The organism is Vibrio sp. QJM3NY_39 (assembly GCF_057785895.1).
The window spans coordinates 1,305,938-1,326,993 of record NZ_CM173506.1 but is presented as its reverse complement, the minus strand read 5'-3'; the positions used below and the strand labels follow the sequence as shown (position 1 = coordinate 1,326,993).

At 43.4% G+C, this 21,056-nt stretch carries 14 protein-coding genes; 5 read left to right on the top strand and 9 right to left on the bottom strand.

The window, feature by feature from the left end; genetic code table 11:
• Window positions 1-122: 122 nt before the first annotated feature.
• On the bottom strand, window positions 123-1,685 hold the full coding sequence (locus tag AC3CHU_RS21795) for a methyl-accepting chemotaxis protein (RefSeq protein WP_102454499.1): 1,563 nt from the start codon (window positions 1,683-1,685) through the stop codon (window positions 123-125).
• Between the two features lie 182 nt (window positions 1,686-1,867).
• Window positions 1,868-2,335 (bottom strand): Lrp/AsnC family transcriptional regulator, encoded by a 468-nt coding sequence (locus AC3CHU_RS21790; protein WP_017086398.1) that lies wholly within the window; start codon window positions 2,333-2,335, stop codon window positions 1,868-1,870.
• A 153-nt stretch (window positions 2,336-2,488) separates the two neighbouring features.
• Between AC3CHU_RS21790 and AC3CHU_RS21785 the strand changes: the two genes are divergently transcribed.
• The 4 genes from AC3CHU_RS21785 (at window position 2,489) to AC3CHU_RS21770 (ending at window position 8,582) form a co-directional block, all read left to right on the top strand.
• Window positions 2,489-3,454, top strand: coding sequence for a hypothetical protein (locus AC3CHU_RS21785; protein WP_488525661.1), 966 nt, complete (start codon window positions 2,489-2,491; stop codon window positions 3,452-3,454).
• 500 nt (window positions 3,455-3,954) lie between these two features.
• The gene (locus tag AC3CHU_RS21780) at window positions 3,955-4,290 is read left to right on the top strand and encodes a hypothetical protein (RefSeq protein WP_054545655.1); all 336 of its coding nucleotides are present in this window, start codon (window positions 3,955-3,957) and stop codon (window positions 4,288-4,290) included.
• A 55-nt stretch (window positions 4,291-4,345) separates the two neighbouring features.
• The gene (locus AC3CHU_RS21775; protein ID WP_488525660.1) at window positions 4,346-7,102 is read left to right on the top strand and encodes an immune inhibitor A domain-containing protein; all 2,757 of its coding nucleotides are present in this window, start codon (window positions 4,346-4,348) and stop codon (window positions 7,100-7,102) included.
• A 286-nt stretch (window positions 7,103-7,388) separates the two neighbouring features.
• Window positions 7,389-8,582 (top strand): ISL3 family transposase, encoded by a 1,194-nt coding sequence (locus AC3CHU_RS21770; RefSeq protein ID WP_488524348.1) that lies wholly within the window; start codon window positions 7,389-7,391, stop codon window positions 8,580-8,582.
• Between the two features lie 80 nt (window positions 8,583-8,662).
• Here AC3CHU_RS21770 and AC3CHU_RS21765 read toward each other — a convergent pair whose 3' ends face one another.
• Window positions 8,663-9,838: an MFS transporter gene (locus AC3CHU_RS21765; protein ID WP_488525659.1), complete on the bottom strand. Its 1,176-nt coding sequence runs from the start codon at window positions 9,836-9,838 to the stop codon at window positions 8,663-8,665.
• A gap of 230 nt (window positions 9,839-10,068) precedes the next feature.
• Between AC3CHU_RS21765 and AC3CHU_RS21760 the strand changes: the two genes are divergently transcribed.
• Window positions 10,069-10,959: a LysR family transcriptional regulator gene (locus AC3CHU_RS21760; RefSeq protein WP_114635084.1), complete on the top strand. Its 891-nt coding sequence runs from the start codon at window positions 10,069-10,071 to the stop codon at window positions 10,957-10,959.
• Window positions 10,960-11,115: 156 nt separating this feature from the next.
• Here the strand turns inward: AC3CHU_RS21760 and AC3CHU_RS21755 are convergent, their stop codons facing one another.
• The 6 genes from AC3CHU_RS21755 to AC3CHU_RS21730 all read right to left on the bottom strand — a co-directional run bounded on the left by AC3CHU_RS21755 (window position 11,116) and on the right by AC3CHU_RS21730 (window position 21,051).
• Entirely contained in the window at window positions 11,116-16,038 is a 4,923-nt protein-coding gene (locus AC3CHU_RS21755; RefSeq protein ID WP_488525658.1) for an ATP-binding protein, read from the bottom strand.
• Window positions 16,031-17,056: an HD-GYP domain-containing protein gene (locus tag AC3CHU_RS21750; RefSeq protein ID WP_054545659.1), complete on the bottom strand. Its 1,026-nt coding sequence runs from the start codon at window positions 17,054-17,056 to the stop codon at window positions 16,031-16,033. The genes AC3CHU_RS21755 and AC3CHU_RS21750 overlap by 8 nt, the downstream gene beginning before the upstream one ends.
• A gap of 289 nt (window positions 17,057-17,345) precedes the next feature.
• Window positions 17,346-18,110, bottom strand: a complete 765-nt coding sequence (locus AC3CHU_RS21745; protein ID WP_017094730.1) for an iron ABC transporter ATP-binding protein — start codon at window positions 18,108-18,110, stop codon at window positions 17,346-17,348.
• A 12-nt stretch (window positions 18,111-18,122) separates the two neighbouring features.
• Complete coding sequence (locus AC3CHU_RS21740) at window positions 18,123-19,073, bottom strand: iron chelate uptake ABC transporter family permease subunit (protein ID WP_488525657.1); 951 nt, start codon at window positions 19,071-19,073, stop codon at window positions 18,123-18,125.
• Window positions 19,066-20,019, bottom strand: coding sequence for an ABC transporter permease (locus AC3CHU_RS21735; RefSeq protein ID WP_017094729.1), 954 nt, complete (start codon window positions 20,017-20,019; stop codon window positions 19,066-19,068). The genes AC3CHU_RS21740 and AC3CHU_RS21735 overlap by 8 nt, the downstream gene beginning before the upstream one ends.
• Before the next feature lie 99 nt (window positions 20,020-20,118).
• Entirely contained in the window at window positions 20,119-21,051 is a 933-nt protein-coding gene (locus AC3CHU_RS21730; protein ID WP_488525656.1) for a siderophore ABC transporter substrate-binding protein, read from the bottom strand.
• Between the last annotated feature and the right edge of the window lie 5 nt (window positions 21,052-21,056).

The window sequence follows — 21,056 nt, the reverse complement described above, 5'->3', positions numbered from 1 at the left end:
GGGCTTTTTTGTATCTGTTGCCTGTTAATCTGTTATCTGTTATCTGTTCTTTTAGCTCACAAAAAAGCCCTGCAAATTTCGCAAGGCTTTCTCTTATCTCTCATTCAGCTTGTCTTTAACGGTTATTTCTCTTCGAAGCGCTTCGCCAAGTGATAGAACTCATTCACTTGCTCTTTTAGCTCAGTGGAGTGATCTTTCACGGAATGTGTTGCCACTAAGTTTTGCTCGGCGGTCGACGCGATAGACTGCATATGCAGGTTTACATCACTCGATAGCTGACGCTGTTTATGCGCGGAGCTTTCAACCGACTGCATCAAATCGTTCATCGATTGCATTAAGGTTTCGACTTCAGACAAGCGCTCTGCACTCACCTTCGCCACATCACCACACGCGTCCGTTTGCTCTCGGTTCGCCAGAATATCCTTTTGCCAGCCTTCAATCGTCGCTAGCATGGTGTCGATACTCTCTTTGATCTGAACCGTCGCCTTTGACGTGCGACCCGATAGCGCACGTACTTCGTCGGCAACCACCGCAAAGCCTCGTCCTTGCTCGCCCGCTCTAGCCGCTTCAATTGCTGCGTTTAGTGCCAACAAGTTGGTCTGTTCGGCGATTCCACCAATCTCTTCCATTATCTTGCTTACGCTCTGCGCTTGATCGCTCAATTGGTAAGTCGTTTGAGTCGCCTTTTCAGCCTGTGAAGCTAAGCTTTCTAAATTTCGATGGGTTTGATTAATGCTCTCTTTAGCACCAGCACAGGTTTGCAAAGTTACATCAACAATCTGGTGCGCTTCTTCTGTACGAGAAGAGACCTCATTCGCGGTGACTTCAACCTCTTCAGTCGCCTCTCGCACTTGAAGAATGTCTTTTGTTTGTTGATCTAAAGCTTCAGATACTTCAAATGACGTGGCATTCAGGTTGTCCGCCAAATCCTGTAGTGGCTTGGCTGAGTCTGTCATGCGACCTAGTACCGTGCGGATTCGTGCAGACAATAGTTTTAAGTGAAAATCGGCAACAGAGAACTGACTATTACCTGAATAGACAAGGCGACTGACACTATCGAATTTAGATTGCAGCTTTTTTAACTGCAATGGAGTATCAATGAGCTCTTGTCGGAAAAGCAATGCTAATGCGGAAACAGGAAGTAAGCTCAACAACCATTGCGATACTTGCCCTACTTCGATTAGGTTTGAAATCAAAGGCGCGGCTAAAGAACCGAGTAACACTGCGTAACGAACACTGTCACTGATCTGTAACGACCATTGACGACCCGATCTCTCTGCCTTCAATAAGCTTTGGTAAGCCTTATCCGCGACTTGTACCCATTCGTTTTTAGGCTTAACACGAACCGATTGGTAGCCACTCACCTTCCCGCCATCATAAATAGGGGTAACGTAAGCATCAACCCAGTAGTAACCACCAGATTGGGTTTTATTTTTTACGATACCGCGCCACGCTTTACCCTGCTTTAGGTTAACCCACATATCGGCAAAAGCCGCTTTCGGCATATCATTATGCCTCACGATATTGTGGTGTTGCCCTAGCAATTCTTGTTGGCTGTATTCTGCGATGCGACAAAAAGCATCATTACTGTAAGTAATCACACCTTTAAGGTCGGTAGTCGAGACAAGTTGTTCGTTTTCGCTTAGAAGCGTTTCACGAGATTGAGAAGATGAACTGACAGTCATTTATATTAACTTTTGTTAATTATTGTTTTAGGCGAGGAATATATACAATTATTAAAGTTATGACAAAATGTGAACATCACATTTTATGTAAATGCCTGCTATTTATACAAAAATACGCCTGACACCTCACAAAGCTCAAAGCTTCACGTCTTTTCTCTTCTCTTCTCTTCTCAAATTAGCGGTCATGACTCATCTAAGTTAACTGCAGTGGTAAATTTCACGGTTCTCATAGAAACAGAGGTATGGAACTTGCGAATGTTTAAATCTTTGCGCAGTACTCGTTCAACAAAATCTTCGTAGGCTTGAATGTCTTTGACCGTCACAATCAGCATAAAGTCAAAGCTGCCCGATATCTGATAGCACTGCGTGACCTCTGACGCCTTAGAAATAGAATGGCGAAAGATCTGATAAATATCCCCTCGGTCTCGTTCCATTTCTACGGACACAACCAAAGTCATCTTACTGCCTGTAAGTTCTGGGTTGATGATAGACACATCACTCACAATCACGCCTTCCTCTCTCAATCGTTTCACTCGCTTTAAGCAAGCCGGAGGCGATAACCCAACCATCTCAGCCAATGTGAGGTTTGGGATTCGGTTGTTCTTCTGCAGTTCAACGAGAATATTCCTATCTATACGATCAATTTCCATAATTTCTCAAAGCTCTAATTTCGTGACCAATAATTTCGAATAATACGACAAATAAAAAATTGGAGTCGAATATTGATATAGATTTTGAAATAACCATCACAATAATCAAGGTAAGATCTTCTCATTCCAAACAATCGAACCATGGTCGTAACTATGAAATCAATCTATCAATTTTTTAAAGAACTCCTCAGAGAGATTTTCGATGTCACCTCGACTCTTTTCCGAATCATGATTCCAATCATCATCGTGATAAAGGTCGTTGAAGAACTTGGCGGCGTCGTGATTCTTAGCGAATGGCTAAGCCCAATAATGCAAAGCGTCGGATTACCGAAAGAAATGGGCTTGGTATGGGCAACAACCATACTCACTAACATCTATGCGGGACTGATTATTCTTATTAATTCCGATGCTCCCTTAACGGTTGCTCAAGCCTCGGTTTTAGGCAGCATGATGCTACTAGCGCATTCATTACCGATTGAGGGTGCAATAGCTAAAAAGGCGGGTGTGAGTTGGCTGGCTACCCTATCAGTGAGAGTCGGTGGTAGCTTGGTGCTGGCATGGTTACTCAATCTCAGTTATCAATACGGGGATTTGCTCAACTACCCAGCAACCGTGCTTTGGCAGCCTGAAGTATCTGGAGACACTAGCTATCTTGGATGGGCTATTGAGCAGCTAAAGAGCTTTGCCGTTATCTTCATGGTGATATCAGCACTATTACTGCTACTCAAGATCTTAAAGATTCTAGGCGTTGAAAAGCTCATGGCAATATTGTTAAGACCATTCTTGAGACTACTCGGAATCAGCAAGGACGCGACTAACCTAACCATTATTGGAATCACGCTTGGTCTTTCGTTTGGCGGCGGCTTATTGATCAATGAAGCTAAAAAGGGACATATCTCGGCGAGGGATGTATTCACTGCAATCATGCTGCTCAATCTACTCCACAGTTTGATTGAAGATACACTTTTGATCATGTTAATTGGGGCTGATTTTTACACCATATTTTGGGGAAGGTTAGTATTCTCAGTGCTGGTTATCGCCTTAATATCAAACGTCATTAAGCGCATGAATCCACGTACTTGTGAACGTTATTTTTATCGTGATGTCTCTCAGTCATAAGTAAATCGCCAACGAGAATAAAAGGAAAAGAGCTCAAATACGGGCTCTTTTTTACGACTTGGTGCTCCTATCACCTCCGCTATTGTTAAATTTCACGCCCTTGAAACACTAAAAATCATTCTCAACACCCCAATTATTGATATTTAGAGTGAAAATAATTTCAGTATGGGTATTTACTAAACACTCAATTATTAAATGCAATTTTTAAACACAGATAATAAAACACGTATCTTATTATTTATCACCCCACACCTTGTATAAAGCGGTCTCAAGATAATAAACACTTACCAACCAATGTTATTAAAAATCCAAACTATCAACTATTCATTCAACAAAACCCATTAAGTAGCTGACAATAAAATAAATAACCATCCTTATTTGATATTAACTCTTAATGTTGAAACCGGAACGAATAATGATTTGTAATGATTATTCATTTGATTGGTTAATTTTATAAATATATTTTGTTACACAATAAAAACTGATGGCTTGGTATAAGAATGTCACACAAAACAATGGCTTTAATGGTTCTCATTTTTTCCTCACTGTCACAGGCTTCCACTATTGAGAACGACGAACTATTGCTGAAGTCATTGATTGAAGGAGGCGTTATCTGCCCAGGCTTAACCTATGAGGGCAATCAAGAAGCTTTGCGTATCTATCTAAACGCCAAAAAAGTAAAGAGCACTCCGTTTGATTCAAAAAATAGAAAAGAGACAACCAATACAAAAGAAATAGAAAGTATAAAAGAGATAGAAAGTACGAAACATACAGCAAACACACGTCAGTTAAATAAGACACCACAAGAGTGTATTAGGCCAGACTCGGACAACTGATTCGAATAAGGCAGTTGATACTGATATCGACATGGAAATATAAAAAGGAAATACAATGAAAATGATGAGAAAAACATTGTTGGCTTCAGCAATGCTTACTCTATTTAGCGTCAGTAGTTATGCAAAAACACCTATTGATTTAGGCGTTGTTAATGAAGACAAACTCATTGAAATGCTAGTTAGACAAGGCTTAGTCGACCAAGATGCAACCGATGTGGCAAAACACGACGCACTTGACCGTTACTTAAAAAATAAGATCAATTCCGGTTTTAAAGGCGACGCTCAATTCGGTAAAAAAGCACTTGAGCAACGAGCGAAAATACTCAAAGCCATTGAGAAAGGATCTGGCGTTAAAAAGGCTAGCGTCTTTGCTTTGGAAGTCGGCACCAAGCGTACCGATAAAGTACTGGCTCTATTGGTGGATTTCCCTGATTTGAACTGGGATGACAACAAGCTGACCGAAGAGCACACCCAAATGCTCTACGAGAGCTACAACCCAGAACATTATCAAGAGTTGCTGTTTTCAAACTCTGGCTACACAGGGCCAAACGGCGAAAACCTAATCTCGATGCGTCAGTATTACCAAAGCGAATCGGGTGACAGTTACAGCGTTGCAGGTCAAGCTGCTGGTTGGTATCGCGCCTCTAAGCCTGCGTCTTTCTATGGTGGTAACTCCCCGACGACCGACAACGATCTCAACGCACAAGAACTAGTTCGCGAAGCGTTGAATCAACTGGCTCAAGATCCTAGCATCAACCTTGCCGATTACGACATCGAAGATCGTTACGATTACGACGGTGACGGAAACTTCCGTGAACCCGATGGTGTAATTGATCATTTAATGGTATTCCACGCATCTGTTGGCGAAGAAGCCGGTGGTGGCGTATTAGGCCCTGATGCTATCTGGTCTCACCGATTCAACCTTGGTCGCACTCATGTGCTTGAAGGTACCTCTAGCTCTCTTCCCGATCGCTTTGGTGGCCAATACGCGGCCTTTGATTACACCATTCAACCGATTGATGCCGCAGCCGGTGTCTGTGCTCACGAATATGGCCATGATTTAGGCTTACCAGACGAGTACGACACGCAATACACAGGCAAAGGTGAACCGGTTTCTTACTGGTCAATCATGTCTTCAGGCAGCTGGGCTGGCAAAATTGGTGGCACACAACCAACGGCATTCAGCTCTTGGGCAAAGCACTTCCTACAAAAATCGATTGGTGGTCGCTGGGTTAACGATGATCAAATCTCGATTGATGACCTAGAAGACAACCCACAAGTTTATACACTGTTCCAAACAACGGATAACAGCCGTCCGAACATGATTAAGGTCGATCTTCCTGAAAAGCAAATTGAAAGTCTGAAACCCTTTGAGGGAGAGTATTCATTCCACTCTCAAAAAGGCGATGATCTGAAAAATAGCATGACTCGCAAGTTGGTGATTCCAGCCGGTGATTCTGCATTGCTTTCCTTCAAAACGTGGTTTGAAATTGAGAAAGACTACGACTTCGCTCGCGTGCTAATCAACGGACAAGCAATAGCTGGCAACATCACCTCAATGGATGACCCATACAATACTGGCCTCGTTCCTGCTATTGGCGGCGAATCTGGCGGGTGGATTGACGCTGAGTTTGACGTTTCACAATGGGTAGGCCAAGAAGTAGAACTGTCATTTGAGTACATCACCGATGGTGGCTTAGCGATGGAAGGCTTCTATTGGGATAACCTCAGTGTGGTCGTGGATGGTGAAGTGACCTCAATAGACGATGGTGAAAGCAACTCCACCTTCGCCCTAAATGGCTACCAGCTGAGCAATGGATTCCACCAAGCGCAACACTACTACCTGCTGCAATGGCGTAGCCACATGGATGTTGATGAAGGCCTAGCCAACATCAAACGTATGGGGCAACTTATCTCATTCGATCCGGGTTTGATCATTTGGTACGTAGACGAGTCACTGACTGATAACTGGGTAGGCAAACACCCAGGTGAAGGTTGGTTAGGTGTGGTCGATGCAGACCAGAATGCCATGACTTGGGAAAAATCTGGTGAAGTCGCTCAAACTCGTTACCAAGTTCGTGATGCTGCGTTCTCACTCAAAGATCATACCCCAATGCGTCTTGTGAACAGCGACAATGATGTACTTGAAGATACCAGTTTGCTTGGTAACGCTAGCTTCTCTGACGACCAAGACTACACGTCTCCTCAAGCGCCTGATTCAGGACGTATCCTGACGGAGTTTGGTTTAGCCGTTGATATTGTGAATCAGAGTGACAACAACGAATACGGCGTGGTTCGCTTATCGAAAGTAAGCCAACACAACGTCGCCCCTACTGCGAACTTTGAGCTCAATGTCACTGGCCTGAACGTTTCTGCACGTAACTTCAGTTCTGATCAAGACGGTGAGATCGCCAGTTATCTATGGGACTTTGGCAACGGCACAACAAGTAACGAAGTGGCACCAACTTGGTCTTACGAGCAAGCCGGTGAATACACGGTGAACTTGACTGTTGTCGACGACAAAGGCGCTACCGATTCATTTAGCTCCGTAGTGAGTATTGAATCTCCAAACGCCCTTCCAGAAGCGAGTGCAAAGTACATTCACTTGGGTCGTTGGGTAACCATGTGGTCTACAAGTTCAGATAGCGATGGTCGTATTGTTGATACCGAGTGGACACTTCCAAACGGAAAGATGAAACGAGGTCGCACATTCACTTCTATCTTCCCTTCATACGGAAAGCACGAGGTGACACTGAAGATAATCGATGACCAAGGTGGGATTACGACTAAGACAATTTTGGTCGACCTGTAGCTCATCTTAGGTCTTAGGTTTTAGGTCTAAAACAATAGACCATCAAAATAAGTACGCGGCTCTATCACACGTACTTACAAGCAAGCTTAAGCACTGTTGTCTTCGAGCATGAGCCAAGACAGCAATTTTAAGGAAACGTTATTATTTAAGCCGTAAGCAAAAGCCCTACCGATTTGGTAGGGCTTTTTATTGGTTCATCGCGGATTAGCGGGAACTAAAAACAAAAACGGTAGTAAGTGATATGGTTTAGTCGCCAAACAAAAATCATACACAAACTACCGTTTCTATGCCGAATCATACTTTCCTATCTTCATTCTGGGAAGGCTTTCAAATAGTAAAGTCTCTCCAGACAGCATCACTTATTACCCTGACTCTTAAACCTAGCTCTGAGGCTAAATGCCTTTGTGGTCTTGAGGCCGAGGCTATCCATGAGTATCAATGGCGTCACGTAAAGGATGCCATGTTGCTCGGTGTGCCTGTTGAACTTTCCGTTCAAACTCGAAGGATTAAGTGTCGTGACTGCGGCATAAAAACAGAATCTCTCTCTTGGTTAGAGCCTTATGCTCGTATAACAAAGCGCCTAAAAAGCTATATAGAACAACTGCTACCCCTGCTTCCCATTAAGCATATATCCCAAATTACGGGCGTTCATTGGCACACCATTAAAGAAATAGATAAACGCCGACTTCGACAAGTGGTGCCGCCAGTGAAATGGGGTGAGCTAAAGCAGCTCGTGATGGATGAGTTCGCCATCTTTAAAGGGCATCGATATGCCACCGTCATCGCTGATGCGAAGACTCATCAAGTCATTTGGGTTGGATTAGGCCGCAGCCGCAAGGACATACGGCCGTTCTTCGAGCAGCTAGGCGAGAATGGGGTAAATATCGAAGCAGTAGCGATGGACATGAATACGGCTTTTGACCTTGAAGTTCAAGCGCACTGCCCGAACGCAAAAATCGTTTACGACTTATTCCATGTTGTTGCTAAGTTCGGTCGCGAGGTGATGGATAGAGTCAGAGTCGACCAAGCCAACAAACTCAAGCAAGATAAAAAAGCGAGGCAATGGGTGAAGCGCTCACGCTGGGTACTGCTGAAAAATAGAGGCAACTTAAATACACGTCAAGATAGCTATCTTACTGAAATATTGAATATCAATAAGGACTTAATGACCACTTATATACTCGGAGCCCAACTCAAAGAGCTTTGGTATTGTGAATCCGAAGGGCACGCGAAGGGGCTCTGGGACACGTGGTGGGAACAAGTGCAAGAGAGTGGAATTAAGCCATTGAAAGAGTTCGCACGAAAACTGAGTCCTTATCTTCACGGCATTATCGCATCGGCAAGTTATCCGTTGAACACCTGCACACTGGAAGGGATAAACAACAAGATAAAGTTAATCAAGCGAATGGGGTATGGGTATCGAGATACAGACTACTTCTTCTTGAAGATAAAAGCGGCTTTCCCCGGAAAGCCGCGATGAACCTTTTTATTGGTCGCAGTTCGAGATACTAGGGTTCTAATCACAGTAACGAATTTACTGAACCACTATTCGATGAGTCATTACACAGGCTGCTTTTGAATACGCGATTTACGAGCACTAAATGCGAACAGCAAGATAACAGCTAACACGAATGGTAATACGTAGATATTAAGGTTCTGCCACCCTGCTGTCGATTCTAGCCAGCCAGAGAGCATCGCTGTAATAGTCACACAGCCAAAGACAATAAATTCATTAAACGCTTGTGCCTTAGCTTTATTCTGCGATTGGTAGGACTGACTAAACAAACCTGTTGCCGCGATAAACATGAAGTTCCAACCCACACCAAGCACAACCAAGGCCGCTCTGAAGTGCCAAATAGATTCTCCATGAATGTTAATCGCGATACAGACGACGAACAGAATCCCGCCCGCCAAGATCATCATTCTTGAGCCAAACCTCTCGATAAGTGATCCGGTAAAAAATGCAGGTACAAACATCCCCAACACGTGCCACTCAATCACGCCAGCAGCTTTAGTAAAGTCAAAACCACAGCCAATCATTGCCAATGGCGTTGCAGTCATCAAAATGTTCATTACAGCGTAAGCAACCATGGCTGCAAAGACCGCACCAATAAAGTTCGGTGCTTTAACGATCACACCTAAAGGATCGGCTTTGGGAGCCTGACTATTAAAAGAGGCTTTAGGAAACTGAATGGTTTGTAAGATGAGTAACGCAAGAATATTCAACCCAATCAAAGAAGCAAAAGCACCAATGTACAAGCCATCTGCTGACCATTGTTGAGACATGATCGCTAAGTTAGGCCCGAGTACTGCAGCAAGAACGCCACCGGCCATCGATATAGAAATTGCGCGATGTCGTGCATTTTCATCACACACTTCGATAGCAGCGAAACGATAAAGCGTACCAAAACCAATACCTATCCCAAGTAAGAACGTGGCGAAACAAAACAGATAGAAATTTTGCTGATATAAAGCGTAAGTTGCAAGGCTCGCCCCTGTAATGCCAACCACATTACCGATACTGAACCCTCGTTTTCGTCCTAATTTTCCTGAAATTAAAGATGCAGGAATAGTGGCTGCCATTAAACCCAAAAACTGCAGTGCTACCGGCAAGGTAATCATGCTCACACTGGGCGCAATCTGCTTACCGATCAAACCAATCACCGAGATCAACAATATGTTACCCGTCATCAATAAGGCCTGACACAGTGAGAGCAGCCAAACATTTCTATTCATCTTCGTTCCTAAATATGAGCACAGTGGGTCAATAGACCAAATAATCAACAAAGTCGCAACACTTTGTTACTCAAAAGAACTCCAGCAAACAACCGCAGGCTCTGCCTCGAACAATATTCAATCCAGCATACTTTGATCTTCGCTGCTTTACGCCCTAGGGTTGAAATTATCATTACTTAAGATAATAATAATTTTCTATTATTTATAGGCTTTAGCATTTGAAGGTGAGTATGATTAATCCACTTTGGCTCAATACATTTAAGACTCTGGTTGAAGTTGGACATTTCACCCAAACCGCAGAAAAGTTGTACATGACACAACCAGGAGTGAGCCAGCACATCAAGAAGCTTGAACAAGCTTGCAATTGTGACCTGCTTTCTCGGGAAAATAAAAGCTTCGAGCTAACCGAGCAGGGTCGGATTATGTATCGCTATGCGCTCAAGCTAGAAAAAGACCAAGAAGATCTCTTTGAGTCTCTGAGTTTTGATAATCCTTATGCTGGGCAATGTCACCTTTCTTGCTCTGGTTCACTCTCTTTACGTCTGTATCCCAAGCTTCTTGAACTTCAGCAGCAACACCAAGATCTGAGCATTAACTTAGAAGCGGCTCCAAACAAAAAGATATTGAATGACCTGATCCAAGGCACCACCGATATCGGCATTGTTAGGCACTCCCCAAACGACAGTTACTATCAAAGCCAAGTCATTGGTAAAGAAGCACTCTGCCTCATCGTTCACAGCAGTCTGGCTCACTTAGAGATAACACCACAAGTACTGCACGACATTGGCCTGATTGCGCATCCAGATTCTGCTCACTACCTGTCTTTGTATTTCGACCTGTGTGGAGACAAGGATCTCGCGAACATCAACGTTAATGAAATACCAAGATCTGGCTACATCAATCAGCTTCACCAGATCTTGCTGCCAGTATCGAAAGGGTTAGGCTTTACCGTCTTACCGGCTGGCGCAGTTGAGCACTTCCCGGAAAGAGACAAGTTGCACGTTGTGCCACCCAAAATAGAGGTTGAGGAAATACTGTATCTGGTTCAAAAACGAAACCGAAAACTGCCGCACCGATACGATACGGTTATCGATCTAATCAAACAGAACGTGAGTGGTTAGAAGCGTTGATTAGTTGATTAGTTGATTAGTTGATTAGTTGATTAAATTTAAAGCCTTTAACCCAGAAGATTAAAGGCTTTAGTACTGAAGCACTTGTTATTCAGACAGTAATAGCGATAAGACAGCAACTGTTATACGCCGACTAAGCAAAGCGGCTTATTCCAAGGTACTGAGAACCTGACAGGCTCGCTCGAAGTCATAATTATCTAACGCACTTTGCACATCGTTAAGCGCAATAGAATTTGGATACTCTGTAAGTAACTCGGCCACGTATTGCGTTGCATCGTTATCATAAGCTTCCAGCAGCGAGAGTAGCTTAACCCTTTGATCTTCTTTGACCACGGTTCCCATCGCACTTGCTTCACTCATGTATTCTACTTGTGGCTTCACAATCTGGCTTTCCGTTGCTGCAATAAGCTCAACTAACCTCGCCTCACCTTCTCTGAGGGCTTGATCATCACACAAACGATTGTGAGCTTTATCTTCTAACTCTCCCATCAAATCAGCAAACCGGAGGCCGCCAATCGACGCTGCCATACTTTTCAAAGTATGCAGGTTTCTTTCAAGCGTAATCCAATCGTCTTGTGCCAAATTATCAAACGCATCAACCATCATGTTTGGGGCACTGCTATGGAACTTCCCAATCAGTTTGTTTTGAAGTTCCGCATCATGATGAGTGAGCTGTTCAAATCGTTGCTGAGAAAACACACTGATCACATCAATGCTGTTAGGTTGATTTGTTAGGCCTTCGAGTTGCTCTGCCTGCCCATCTAACGGCGCTGCCTTCTCTTCTACCATCACCTCTGGCACGATGTATTTGATAAGCAAAGAGGTCGCTTTATCAATGATTATCGGCTTATCTAAGAAATCCGTTACCCCTGCGTCTCTTGCTCTCTGTTTTGCATCAGCGAATACATTAGCCGACATCGCAATGATAGGAACTTTCGCATCAAACTCTCTAATTTTTCGTGTCGCTTCGAAGCCATCCATAATCGGCATTTGAAGGTCCATAAAAATCATTTCGTAATCGTTAGTTTGAGCTAACGCCACGGCTTCTGCGCCATTTTCGGCTAGATCAGCATTCAATTTAGCACGACTAAAATATGCCAGAGCTAAATCTTGGTTCAGCTCGTTGTCTTCAACCAACAACACCCTTTGTCCTTTAAACTCAATATGATAATCCAGTTTAAGTTCTTGCGACTTAAAGTCCGCGAGTTCCTCTGTGTTCGATCTAGGTAACGTCAAAGGGAAAGAGAACTCACTGCCCTGTCCCAATATACTCACTACTGAAATTTCACTGCCCATGGCTTGTACAAGCTTTTGACTGATATTAAGCCCTAAACCTGTGCCCCCAAACCTGCGCGTGGTGGTACTGTCTGCTTGGCTAAACGCTTGAAATAGTTTATGTAGGTTCTCTTCTGATATACCTATCCCAGTATCCGAAACAATGATCTTCATACTCACACTGTTCTCGTCAGATTTAACCAGTTCAACGGCTAAGGTCACTTGCCCGTACTCTGTAAATTTAATGGCATTACCAATAAGGTTCAGGATCACCTGAAATAGCCTCAATGGGTCACCAAGCATTGGCATCTCTAGTTCCGGTGCAATCGACATTGATAAATTAAGCTGCTTTTCGATTGCTTTCGACTCCATCAACTCAATCACATCTTTGAATGTCGTTACGGGATCAAAGGGAATACTATCGATAACAAGCTGACCCGCTTCTATCTTTGAGAAATCAAGAATATCGTTGATGATAGTTAATAATGAATGACCCGAACGATGCACTTTCTCAATATAATTTCGAGCGACCGGATTAGATATTTCCCCAATCGCTAGATAAGATAAACCAATAATCGCGTTCATCGGCGTTCTTATTTCATGGCTCATGTTAGCTAAGAATTCAGATTTGGCTTGGCTCGCCAAATCGGCTCGCTTTTTCTCTTCTTCTAGTTGTTCATTTAGGCGTTTCATTTCTGAAATATCAAAAGCCCAAAATAGAGTCGCGACTTCCCCATCAAGCTCGAGTAGGTAGTAACTAACAAGGGCGACAAAACGACTGCCATCAAATTTCCGAAGCACTAACTCCCTATTCACAACCTTACCGTTAAGACTCAGTTCTTTATACAAATCATCACGATCGGATAAAGTGTTATAAACGACTTCAACATCAATAGAAGAGAGCTCTCTTCGTTCTACTCCAAAAAGACGTTTCGCCGTATCATTCGCATAACGAACTTGTTCGTCGACAATAACACTAGCTGCTATAGGGGACGTGTTCAAAATGTTGTAAAGCTGATTTTGTGCTTTACGAAGTGCTTCGGTAGCGTTATTAGCAATAGTGATTTGCTTAGATAATTTCCTATTCCAAAATACAATCAACAACACTATCACCACGGAAAATACCGAGATGGTATGAACGAGTTGGTAATCAACTTTTTCAATCGCTTTAGGTGCCGCCCATTTAGCGGATATTTTTTGGTGGTCTTCTGCAGAGATACTTCCTATTGCTTTGTTAACAATAGACAGTAATAACGGCTCTGATTTAATGACGTGTAAGGTCGGCGACAAAAAGAAATCCAATCGACCAATAATTCCGATACCTCGATAACCAAATGAATTGATCAAATAGTTCAATACATCGACAGTATCAATAAATCCATCAAGCTCACCAGATTCAACTCGGTCCAACCCTTCTTTGGTGGATTCGACAAGATCCCATTCAATATTTGGGTAACTTTCAACGATGGCTTCGGTATTAGCACCACTGGCTAATATTCCAAGCTTCCAACCTTTAACCTCTTTAAGCACAATACTATTTACATCACGCCTTGAAGCTATCGCAAGGCGACTAGAGAATAGCGCTTTTGCTGGCTTTACACTTTCGCCTAATGAGCGATTCTCAACCGCAGCTGACACTAAATGTACTCGTCGATGATCAACGAGGCGACGAGTTTCTTGCCAACTTTCAACGTCGACATGACTAAGACGCAGTCCGGTTTTTTGTTCAATTAACTTGAGGTAATCATCAATCATCCCTATATATTCATCCTTGTTTGACAAAGCTTCATAAGGTAATGAGTTTGGATCGATACCTATCTTTAGTTCGGGATGATCCTTGATCCATTGACGCTCTTTCTGACTTAGGTTAAGAAGTTCACCAGTCAGGCTGTTCGATTGGTAAACATCTGAGATATAACGCTGAGCTCCTTCACCAAATGACTCAAATTGGTCAATTGAAGGGAAATACACATAATTACTCTCAACCGAATTCACATCAAAATAAAATGTCATGAAGCCCGCATTAATGCTTCCTGTTTGCGTTTTATAACCAGCACCTTTGGTAACAGATGATAATTCAGACGTATTCTTTTTACTCAGTGAAGAATCTAATACTTCGCCTAGATACCAAGATTCAATCGGTCTTTTATTATTATCCGCTTGAGCAGAAATAACCTTGAATGTGTGCTCAGCATCGAATATGTCAAAGATCTTAGGGAGTTCTTCGAAGCGGTCATTCACAATAAAGTAAGCGGAGATTTGAGCGATAATATCGGCTTTTCTAAGTACAGGAGTAAGATCATTCTTAACTTGGGTTTCAAGTATCTGTTCAAACTCATCATCAGTTTGCTTTAAATATTTAATCGCTTCGTTAAAACTGTCTCTTAACTTGGGCGTTCTAAAATCAACATAAATTGGATAGTCGACTTTAAAATCTTCGTGTAGTTCGATTTCACGCATTTCAATGAAACGAGTATTTGTCACAAACCATCTTAATACCCGTTTTTCGACCATTAACAAGTCAACATTTTGTGCTCGTAGTTGAGAAAATGCAGACTCTAAGCTATCAATATCTTCAATTCGATCGATGCTCACCTTATCTTTAAGTAGTTCGACAGAATTTTTTATTGGTGATGTTTCATCGAATAACAAAGCACCTAAAGATAGGTTCTTGGCAGATTTGAGGTTCAAGTTACGTCTTTTTAACGAAACTGGCACGAATTCAACATCCATGACTTTGTCACTCAAAAAGTGCACTGAAGACCCGTCAGCCTGTATCCCTGAGACAAACGATATCGAACTATTGTTATCGATGGCTTGATTCGCAGCACTACGAGGCAACGTGACAACGTCACCAAGTCGGTAGCCCATGTTGTTTAGAGCCCTTTGCATAATGTCGTGTTCGATACCGACAGAAGTGCTATCCGGGTACATATATGGTGGATTACCAAAACCAAACACCCCTTTAACTGGAGTTCGGTAGGGTGAGTCTTTTAACCAATGCGATAGGATCCGGTTTTTCTTCCCAATATCAAACGTTGCAATTTGTTGGTTTAACAAAGCAAGCAATTCGGTGTCCTTAGTTCGAACAACCATTGCAGCTTCTATGTATTTCCAGCGGTCGAGAACGTAATTGACCGCTAAACTGTATACACCACTCTTGTGAGCAAGATTTAATGTTGTAACGGGCTCGGCGAGCATCCCATCGACTGAACCATCTTCCAGTGCTCGGATAGCATCAATCGCAGTATCAAATTGGACTCTTTCGATTGAGCTCAGTTGTACCCCCGACTTTTCTAGATCGATACTATCTTGAACCATGGCGATACGCCGCTTATCGGACTGCTCAATGTTGTCGGTAGTAGGGTCGTCGGTAGGAAGAATCACCGCGATTTGGTAAGGGATGTAAGGATTAGTAGCGAGAAATCGCCCACCTTCGCTCGGATCAAACTGTTGGAAAGGGAAAACATCTCCTTTCCCATCAAGTAGCGCTTGTTTCGCGTCAGAATTAGAGTGTACGCTTATAAAATCCGTTTCAATTCCATACTTAAGTTCAAACTCGTTCGCCCAATCCCGAATGATACCGGACACCTCCCCTTTATCATCAATAAACGAATAAGGATAATGACTGGAAAGCGCGATAAAGGTCACTTTAGGTTTACTTTCTAACCACCGGGTTAAATCATCTTCACTAACACTCACGGCATGAGCATGTGGTAAACCAATGAGAAGAAACAACAAACTAGAAATGAGTATAAAGCACTGCTTAATCCATATAACAAAGCGCTTATTCATCTTTGAATTTCTCTTTAATCGCTAGTATTTCGGGCAAGTTGACGAAAAAAAGATCGACGATAGTCGGATCAAAATGCTTGCCTTTCTGTTCTTCAAACAAGCTCAGTGCCTCATCGACACTCCAAGCCTTCTTATAAGGACGCTCTGCGGTCAGGGCATCAAATACGTCAGCAACGGCCGCAATTCGTCCGACCAATGGAATATCTTCGCCGGCTATCTGATTTGGGTAACCACTGCCATCCCACTTTTCATGGTGATACTGCGCGACTTGAATGGCCATACGCATCAGTTTGGAATCGCCCTGCCTACCAAGGATTTCCACACCGAACTCGACGTGTTTCTGCATGGTAGTCCATTCATCGGCATCCAATTTGCCTGGCTTCAGTAACACACTGTCAGGAATGCCAATCTTGCCAATATCATGCATCGGCGCTGCATCACGTAAGGTCTCGGCATCTTCGTCTGTCATGCCCAAGGCTTTGGCTAATATCTCGCAATAATGGCTCATGCGCATAACATGCATGCCTGTTTCGTTATCTTTAAATTCAGCTGCTCTACCCAATATGTTGAGCGTTTCTAGTTTGCCGAGATTGATCTCTTGAGTTTTCTCTTTCACCTGACTAAACAACGCACGTTGCTGGTCATAAAGAGCAATATGGGTTTTTACACGTTGTAGTGCAATTTCAGGTGTAATTGGCTTCGTTAAATAATCAACTGCACCTAAGGACAAGCCTTTTACTTCAGCTTCAGGGCCAATCTTCGCGGTAACGAATATAATGGGGATATGCGCAGTATTTGGCTGAGCTTTTAATTGACGGCACACTTCGTAGCCATCGATGTCAGGCATCATGATATCAAGGAGAATAAGATCTGGCTGCGGCACCATCTTCGCTATTTTGATACCGATAGTACCGTTAATCGCGACCTTAACTTGATAGGTATCTTTGAGGATTGCCGTTAACACATCTAAGTTACTTGGGGTGTCATCCACGACTAACACTATAGGTTTACGACTCATTGACACCTCTTATAAAAATCAAACAGTTATAAACATAGTGTAGATGGGTTTTCGTACCTCTCAACATGAAAATGACAAATGATTGTTAAAAATGAAGAGTCGATCTTCGAGTGACATCAAACTAACGGTTTGATCCTCGTCTGATGTCAAAAATACGGCAGAGATTAGCGTATAACACAAGAGGGAATATGCTGTCTTGGACATATGAACCATACGAAAAGAGCTCCTCATATGGGAGCTCTTTTCATTTCGGTAACTAAGGGGTTAAGCAGGCTAGAGACCCAGTAATCTAACGACCTGAATAATACATACAGATTCGAACGCCATCGAACTCGCGAATCTCAAATGGGATCTCGTAGATCGATTCCATCACTGACTTTTCAACCACTTCAGAGACCTTACCCGACTTAACCACTTGGCCCTTCTTCATCGCGACAATGTTATCAGAGTAACAAGAAGCAAAATTGATGTCGTGAATCACGATCACCACCGCTTTATTGAACTCATGCGCTAAACGACGCAGCGTCTGCATGATTTCGACCGAGTGTTTAATATCAAGGTTATTAAGAGGCTCATCTAGGAACACATAATCTGTATCTTGCGCCACAACCATCGCGATAAACGCCATTTGACGCTGACCACCACTCAACTCATCAAGGTATTTGTTTTGGATATCGGTAATGCCAAGGTGTTCTAGCGCTGTATCGACGATCTTATGATCTTCGTCTTTCAAGCGACCTTGAGAGTGTGGGAAACGACCAAAACAAACCAACTCACGAATCGTAAATCGCATATTGATGTTGTTTGACTGTCTTAACACGGCAAGGTGCTTGGCCAACTCTTTAGTATCCCATTCAGCCAGTAATTTATCACCGATAACGACCTCGCCCGCATCACTTTCGGTTAAGCGACTCGCCATAGAAAGCAGTGTACTTTTACCCGCACCATTTGGGCCAATGATAGAAGTCACTTCTCCTTTCGGGAACATAGCACTGGCATCATCAACCACGAGTGACTTGCCATACTTCTTAGTTAAACCTGTTAATTTAATCACTACTTACTACCTTTAATGAATTCTGGTGCGTAACAACAAGAACATAAAATACAAACCACCGACCAAGTTAATGATCACACTCACTGTAGTTTCAAACGCCATTACTTTTTCGATGAACCATTGGCCAGAAACAAGTAGCACCACCGCTAATAAACTGCTGGCAATGATAAGCACACGATGCTGATAAGAACTGAACATCTGACGAGCCAAGCTCACGGTGATCAAGCCAAAAAAAAGTACTGGGCCAACCAAAGCAGTAGACACTGCCACCATCACTGACACAATCACCAAGGTAATCTGAGTCAGTCGCTTGGTGTTCACGCCTAAGCTTGTCGCGTTATCGACGCCAAGCCAAAGTACATCGAGCTTAGGCGCCAATACCCATAAACCGAGTAAACTCAAACCCAATGGAATAAGGCTGAGGTAAACCAGTTCACCTTTCACGTTATTGAAGCTTGCGAACATCACATTCTGCAGCACTGCGAACTCGTTTGGATCAATCAACATCGCTAAGAAGCTAGACAGACTCGAGAATACGCTGCCACACACAATACCAATCAGAAGCAGTGTAAATACGTTGTTTCGCTTGCTCTTAAAGTAGAAATGGAACAGAGCAAACGAGAACAAGATCATCACGGTTACAGACATCGAAAAGTTTGCGATTGAATCAATGACCCAGAAGCTTGTACTGCCAAACACAAACAGAAGCACCGTTTGAACCAGCATATACAAGCTGTCAAAGCCCAAGATGGATGGGGTTAGAATTCGATTATTAGTGATGGTTTGGAAAACCAATGACGACGCCGAGATCGCCACCGCCGCCAACACAATCGACAGCAATTTTGGTAGTCGCAGAGACAAGAAGAACTCATAGTTATCCCACGTAAGTCCCTGCCCCACAAATACTGCCGCCATACACAAAGACGCGATGGCCAGAATCGCAATTTTTACTGAATCACGCATTCGACTTGTCTCTCATGATTAGGTAGATAAAAATCAAGCCACCAAAGATGCTGATTACCATCGAGATTGGAATCTCATAAGGGAAGATGACGATTCGAGCTAACAAGTCACAAACCAATACCAAGATCACGCCCCAATAGGCTGTCCAAGGCAGAATCTTCTTCATGTTATCACCCATCATCAGCGACACGATATTCGGCACGATAAGGCCAAGGAATGGGATAACACCAACGATCATCACCACAGAAGAGGCACAGATAGCGACCAATGCAACACCAATGAAGACGATCTTCTGATAATTCAAGCCGATGTTTTTCGCAAAGCTCTCGCCAATACTCGCCGCACTGAACTGACTTGCGAAGTAGTAAGCCAACACACAAGCAGGCACTGCGAGGTAAAGAATTTCATAGCTGCCTTGCAACACACTCGCAAAGTTCGCCATCGTCCATGCAGACATGGTTTGTACTAAGTCGTACTTATAAGCAATAAACGTTGTTAGAGACGAAACAACGTTGCCATACATAATGCCAATCAAAGGCACCAACACTGCATTCTTGAACTTCAGGTGTTGTAGAAAACGGACCAATAGCATGGTGCCAAATACTGCAAACGCGAAGATAAAGCCTAAGTAGCTCCATTGCGCAGCATTGCCTAGCACTAGGATGCCGACTATGTACCCAAGCATGGCGCAGTCAATGGTGCCCATAGTCGAAGGTGCGGCAAACTTGTTCTGCACGATCTGTTGCATGATCAAGCCAGCGACACTCAAGCCCGCACCGGCAAGCACAATCGCGAACAGTCGAGGGATTCGACTAACAACATAAATAGAGTTGGCGTGTTGGTTACCATTGAAGAAGTCGCTAAAACTGATCTCAGCGACTCCAATCATCAATGACATAACGCATAACACAACAAGAAATACAGCAGCGGCAATGGGTTTCAACATAGAAATAATACTAAAGGTAGGGCTCTTTGAGTCCGTATGAAAAGTGAAAAATGGCTTATAAGAACGCTCTTATAAGCCCAAAAATCTGATGATTGATGACTATTGAATCGTTCGTTCAATATCACCCAACATTCTGTGAATCGCTGTCACGCCACCACCCGCCAAATACCAAGCACTTGAATCAAGGTAAATGATGCTGCCTTGCTGCGCTGCAGGCGTCGCCGCAACTAATGGGTTATCAAACAGCTGTTGTGCGCGCCCTTCTGATTTACCGATCGCTTTTTCGCGGTCAAGAACGTAAAGCACTTCAGGTTTTGCGTCAGCAATGTATTCGAACGAGATTAGGTTACCGTGTGTCCCTTTAATTGGAGCGACTGTCGCACTCTTTGATTCAACGTATCCGAAGTCATCAAAGATGATTGAGAAGCGACTACCTTTGTTGAACATCGCAATGTTATTGCCGTTGTTCATCAGCATCATCGCAGTGGTTTCGCCAGAGGTTACTTTATCGTTTACTGCTGCAATCGAATCTTGAGTCTCTTTGATGATCGCTTCTACTTCAGCTTGCTTACCAAAGATGTCACCTAGCGCGCGCCAGTTTTGCTGAGCATCAGCCCAGTATTTATCACCTTCAATAGAGAACATGACCGTTGGAGCGATTTGTGCCAGCTTGTCGTAAACCTTAAGCATACGGTTTTCCGCGATAATGATGTCAGGCTTCAACATGTAGATAGCTTCAAAATCCGGTTCACTCAATGATCCTGTATTTGCTGTCGTTTCTTTGTACGAAGCTAGGTAATCAGGCAGCAAGCTATGAGGCGCACCAACTGGCTGTACACCAATTTGATCAAGCACATCCAAGCTACCAAAGCCAAGTACTACAACGCGCTGTGGTACTTCAGTAAACTGCGCCGTGCCCTTTACGTGTTCAATGGTCACGGTTTTCGCTTGAGCGGTCATCAGTAATGATGATGCAAGAACGATGGCAAGCCCGCTTAACAACTGGCGAACTGAATTGATTGTTTTCTTCATGTTTC

What these genes read in the sequence shown, in the direction of transcription:
- AC3CHU_RS21755 (WP_488525658.1), bottom strand. Translation starts at nt 16,038, where the DNA reads ATGAATAAGCGCTTTGTTATATGGATTAAGCAGTGCTTTATACTCATT.
- AC3CHU_RS21780 (WP_054545655.1), top strand. Translation starts at nt 3,955, where the DNA reads ATGTCACACAAAACAATGGCTTTAATGGTTCTCATTTTTTCCTCACTG.
- AC3CHU_RS21785 (WP_488525661.1), top strand. Translation starts at nt 2,489, where the DNA reads ATGAAATCAATCTATCAATTTTTTAAAGAACTCCTCAGAGAGATTTTC.
- AC3CHU_RS21770 (WP_488524348.1), top strand. Translation starts at nt 7,389, where the DNA reads ATGCCGAATCATACTTTCCTATCTTCATTCTGGGAAGGCTTTCAAATA.
- AC3CHU_RS21775 (WP_488525660.1), top strand. Translation starts at nt 4,346, where the DNA reads ATGAAAATGATGAGAAAAACATTGTTGGCTTCAGCAATGCTTACTCTA.
- AC3CHU_RS21790 (WP_017086398.1), bottom strand. Translation starts at nt 2,335, where the DNA reads ATGGAAATTGATCGTATAGATAGGAATATTCTCGTTGAACTGCAGAAG.
- AC3CHU_RS21735 (WP_017094729.1), bottom strand. Translation starts at nt 20,019, where the DNA reads ATGTTGAAACCCATTGCCGCTGCTGTATTTCTTGTTGTGTTATGCGTT.
- AC3CHU_RS21765 (WP_488525659.1), bottom strand. Translation starts at nt 9,838, where the DNA reads ATGAATAGAAATGTTTGGCTGCTCTCACTGTGTCAGGCCTTATTGATG.
- AC3CHU_RS21730 (WP_488525656.1), bottom strand. Translation starts at nt 21,051, where the DNA reads ATGAAGAAAACAATCAATTCAGTTCGCCAGTTGTTAAGCGGGCTTGCC.
- AC3CHU_RS21740 (WP_488525657.1), bottom strand. Translation starts at nt 19,073, where the DNA reads ATGCGTGATTCAGTAAAAATTGCGATTCTGGCCATCGCGTCTTTGTGT.
- AC3CHU_RS21760 (WP_114635084.1), top strand. Translation starts at nt 10,069, where the DNA reads ATGATTAATCCACTTTGGCTCAATACATTTAAGACTCTGGTTGAAGTT.
- AC3CHU_RS21795 (WP_102454499.1), bottom strand. Translation starts at nt 1,685, where the DNA reads ATGACTGTCAGTTCATCTTCTCAATCTCGTGAAACGCTTCTAAGCGAA.
- AC3CHU_RS21750 (WP_054545659.1), bottom strand. Translation starts at nt 17,056, where the DNA reads ATGAGTCGTAAACCTATAGTGTTAGTCGTGGATGACACCCCAAGTAAC.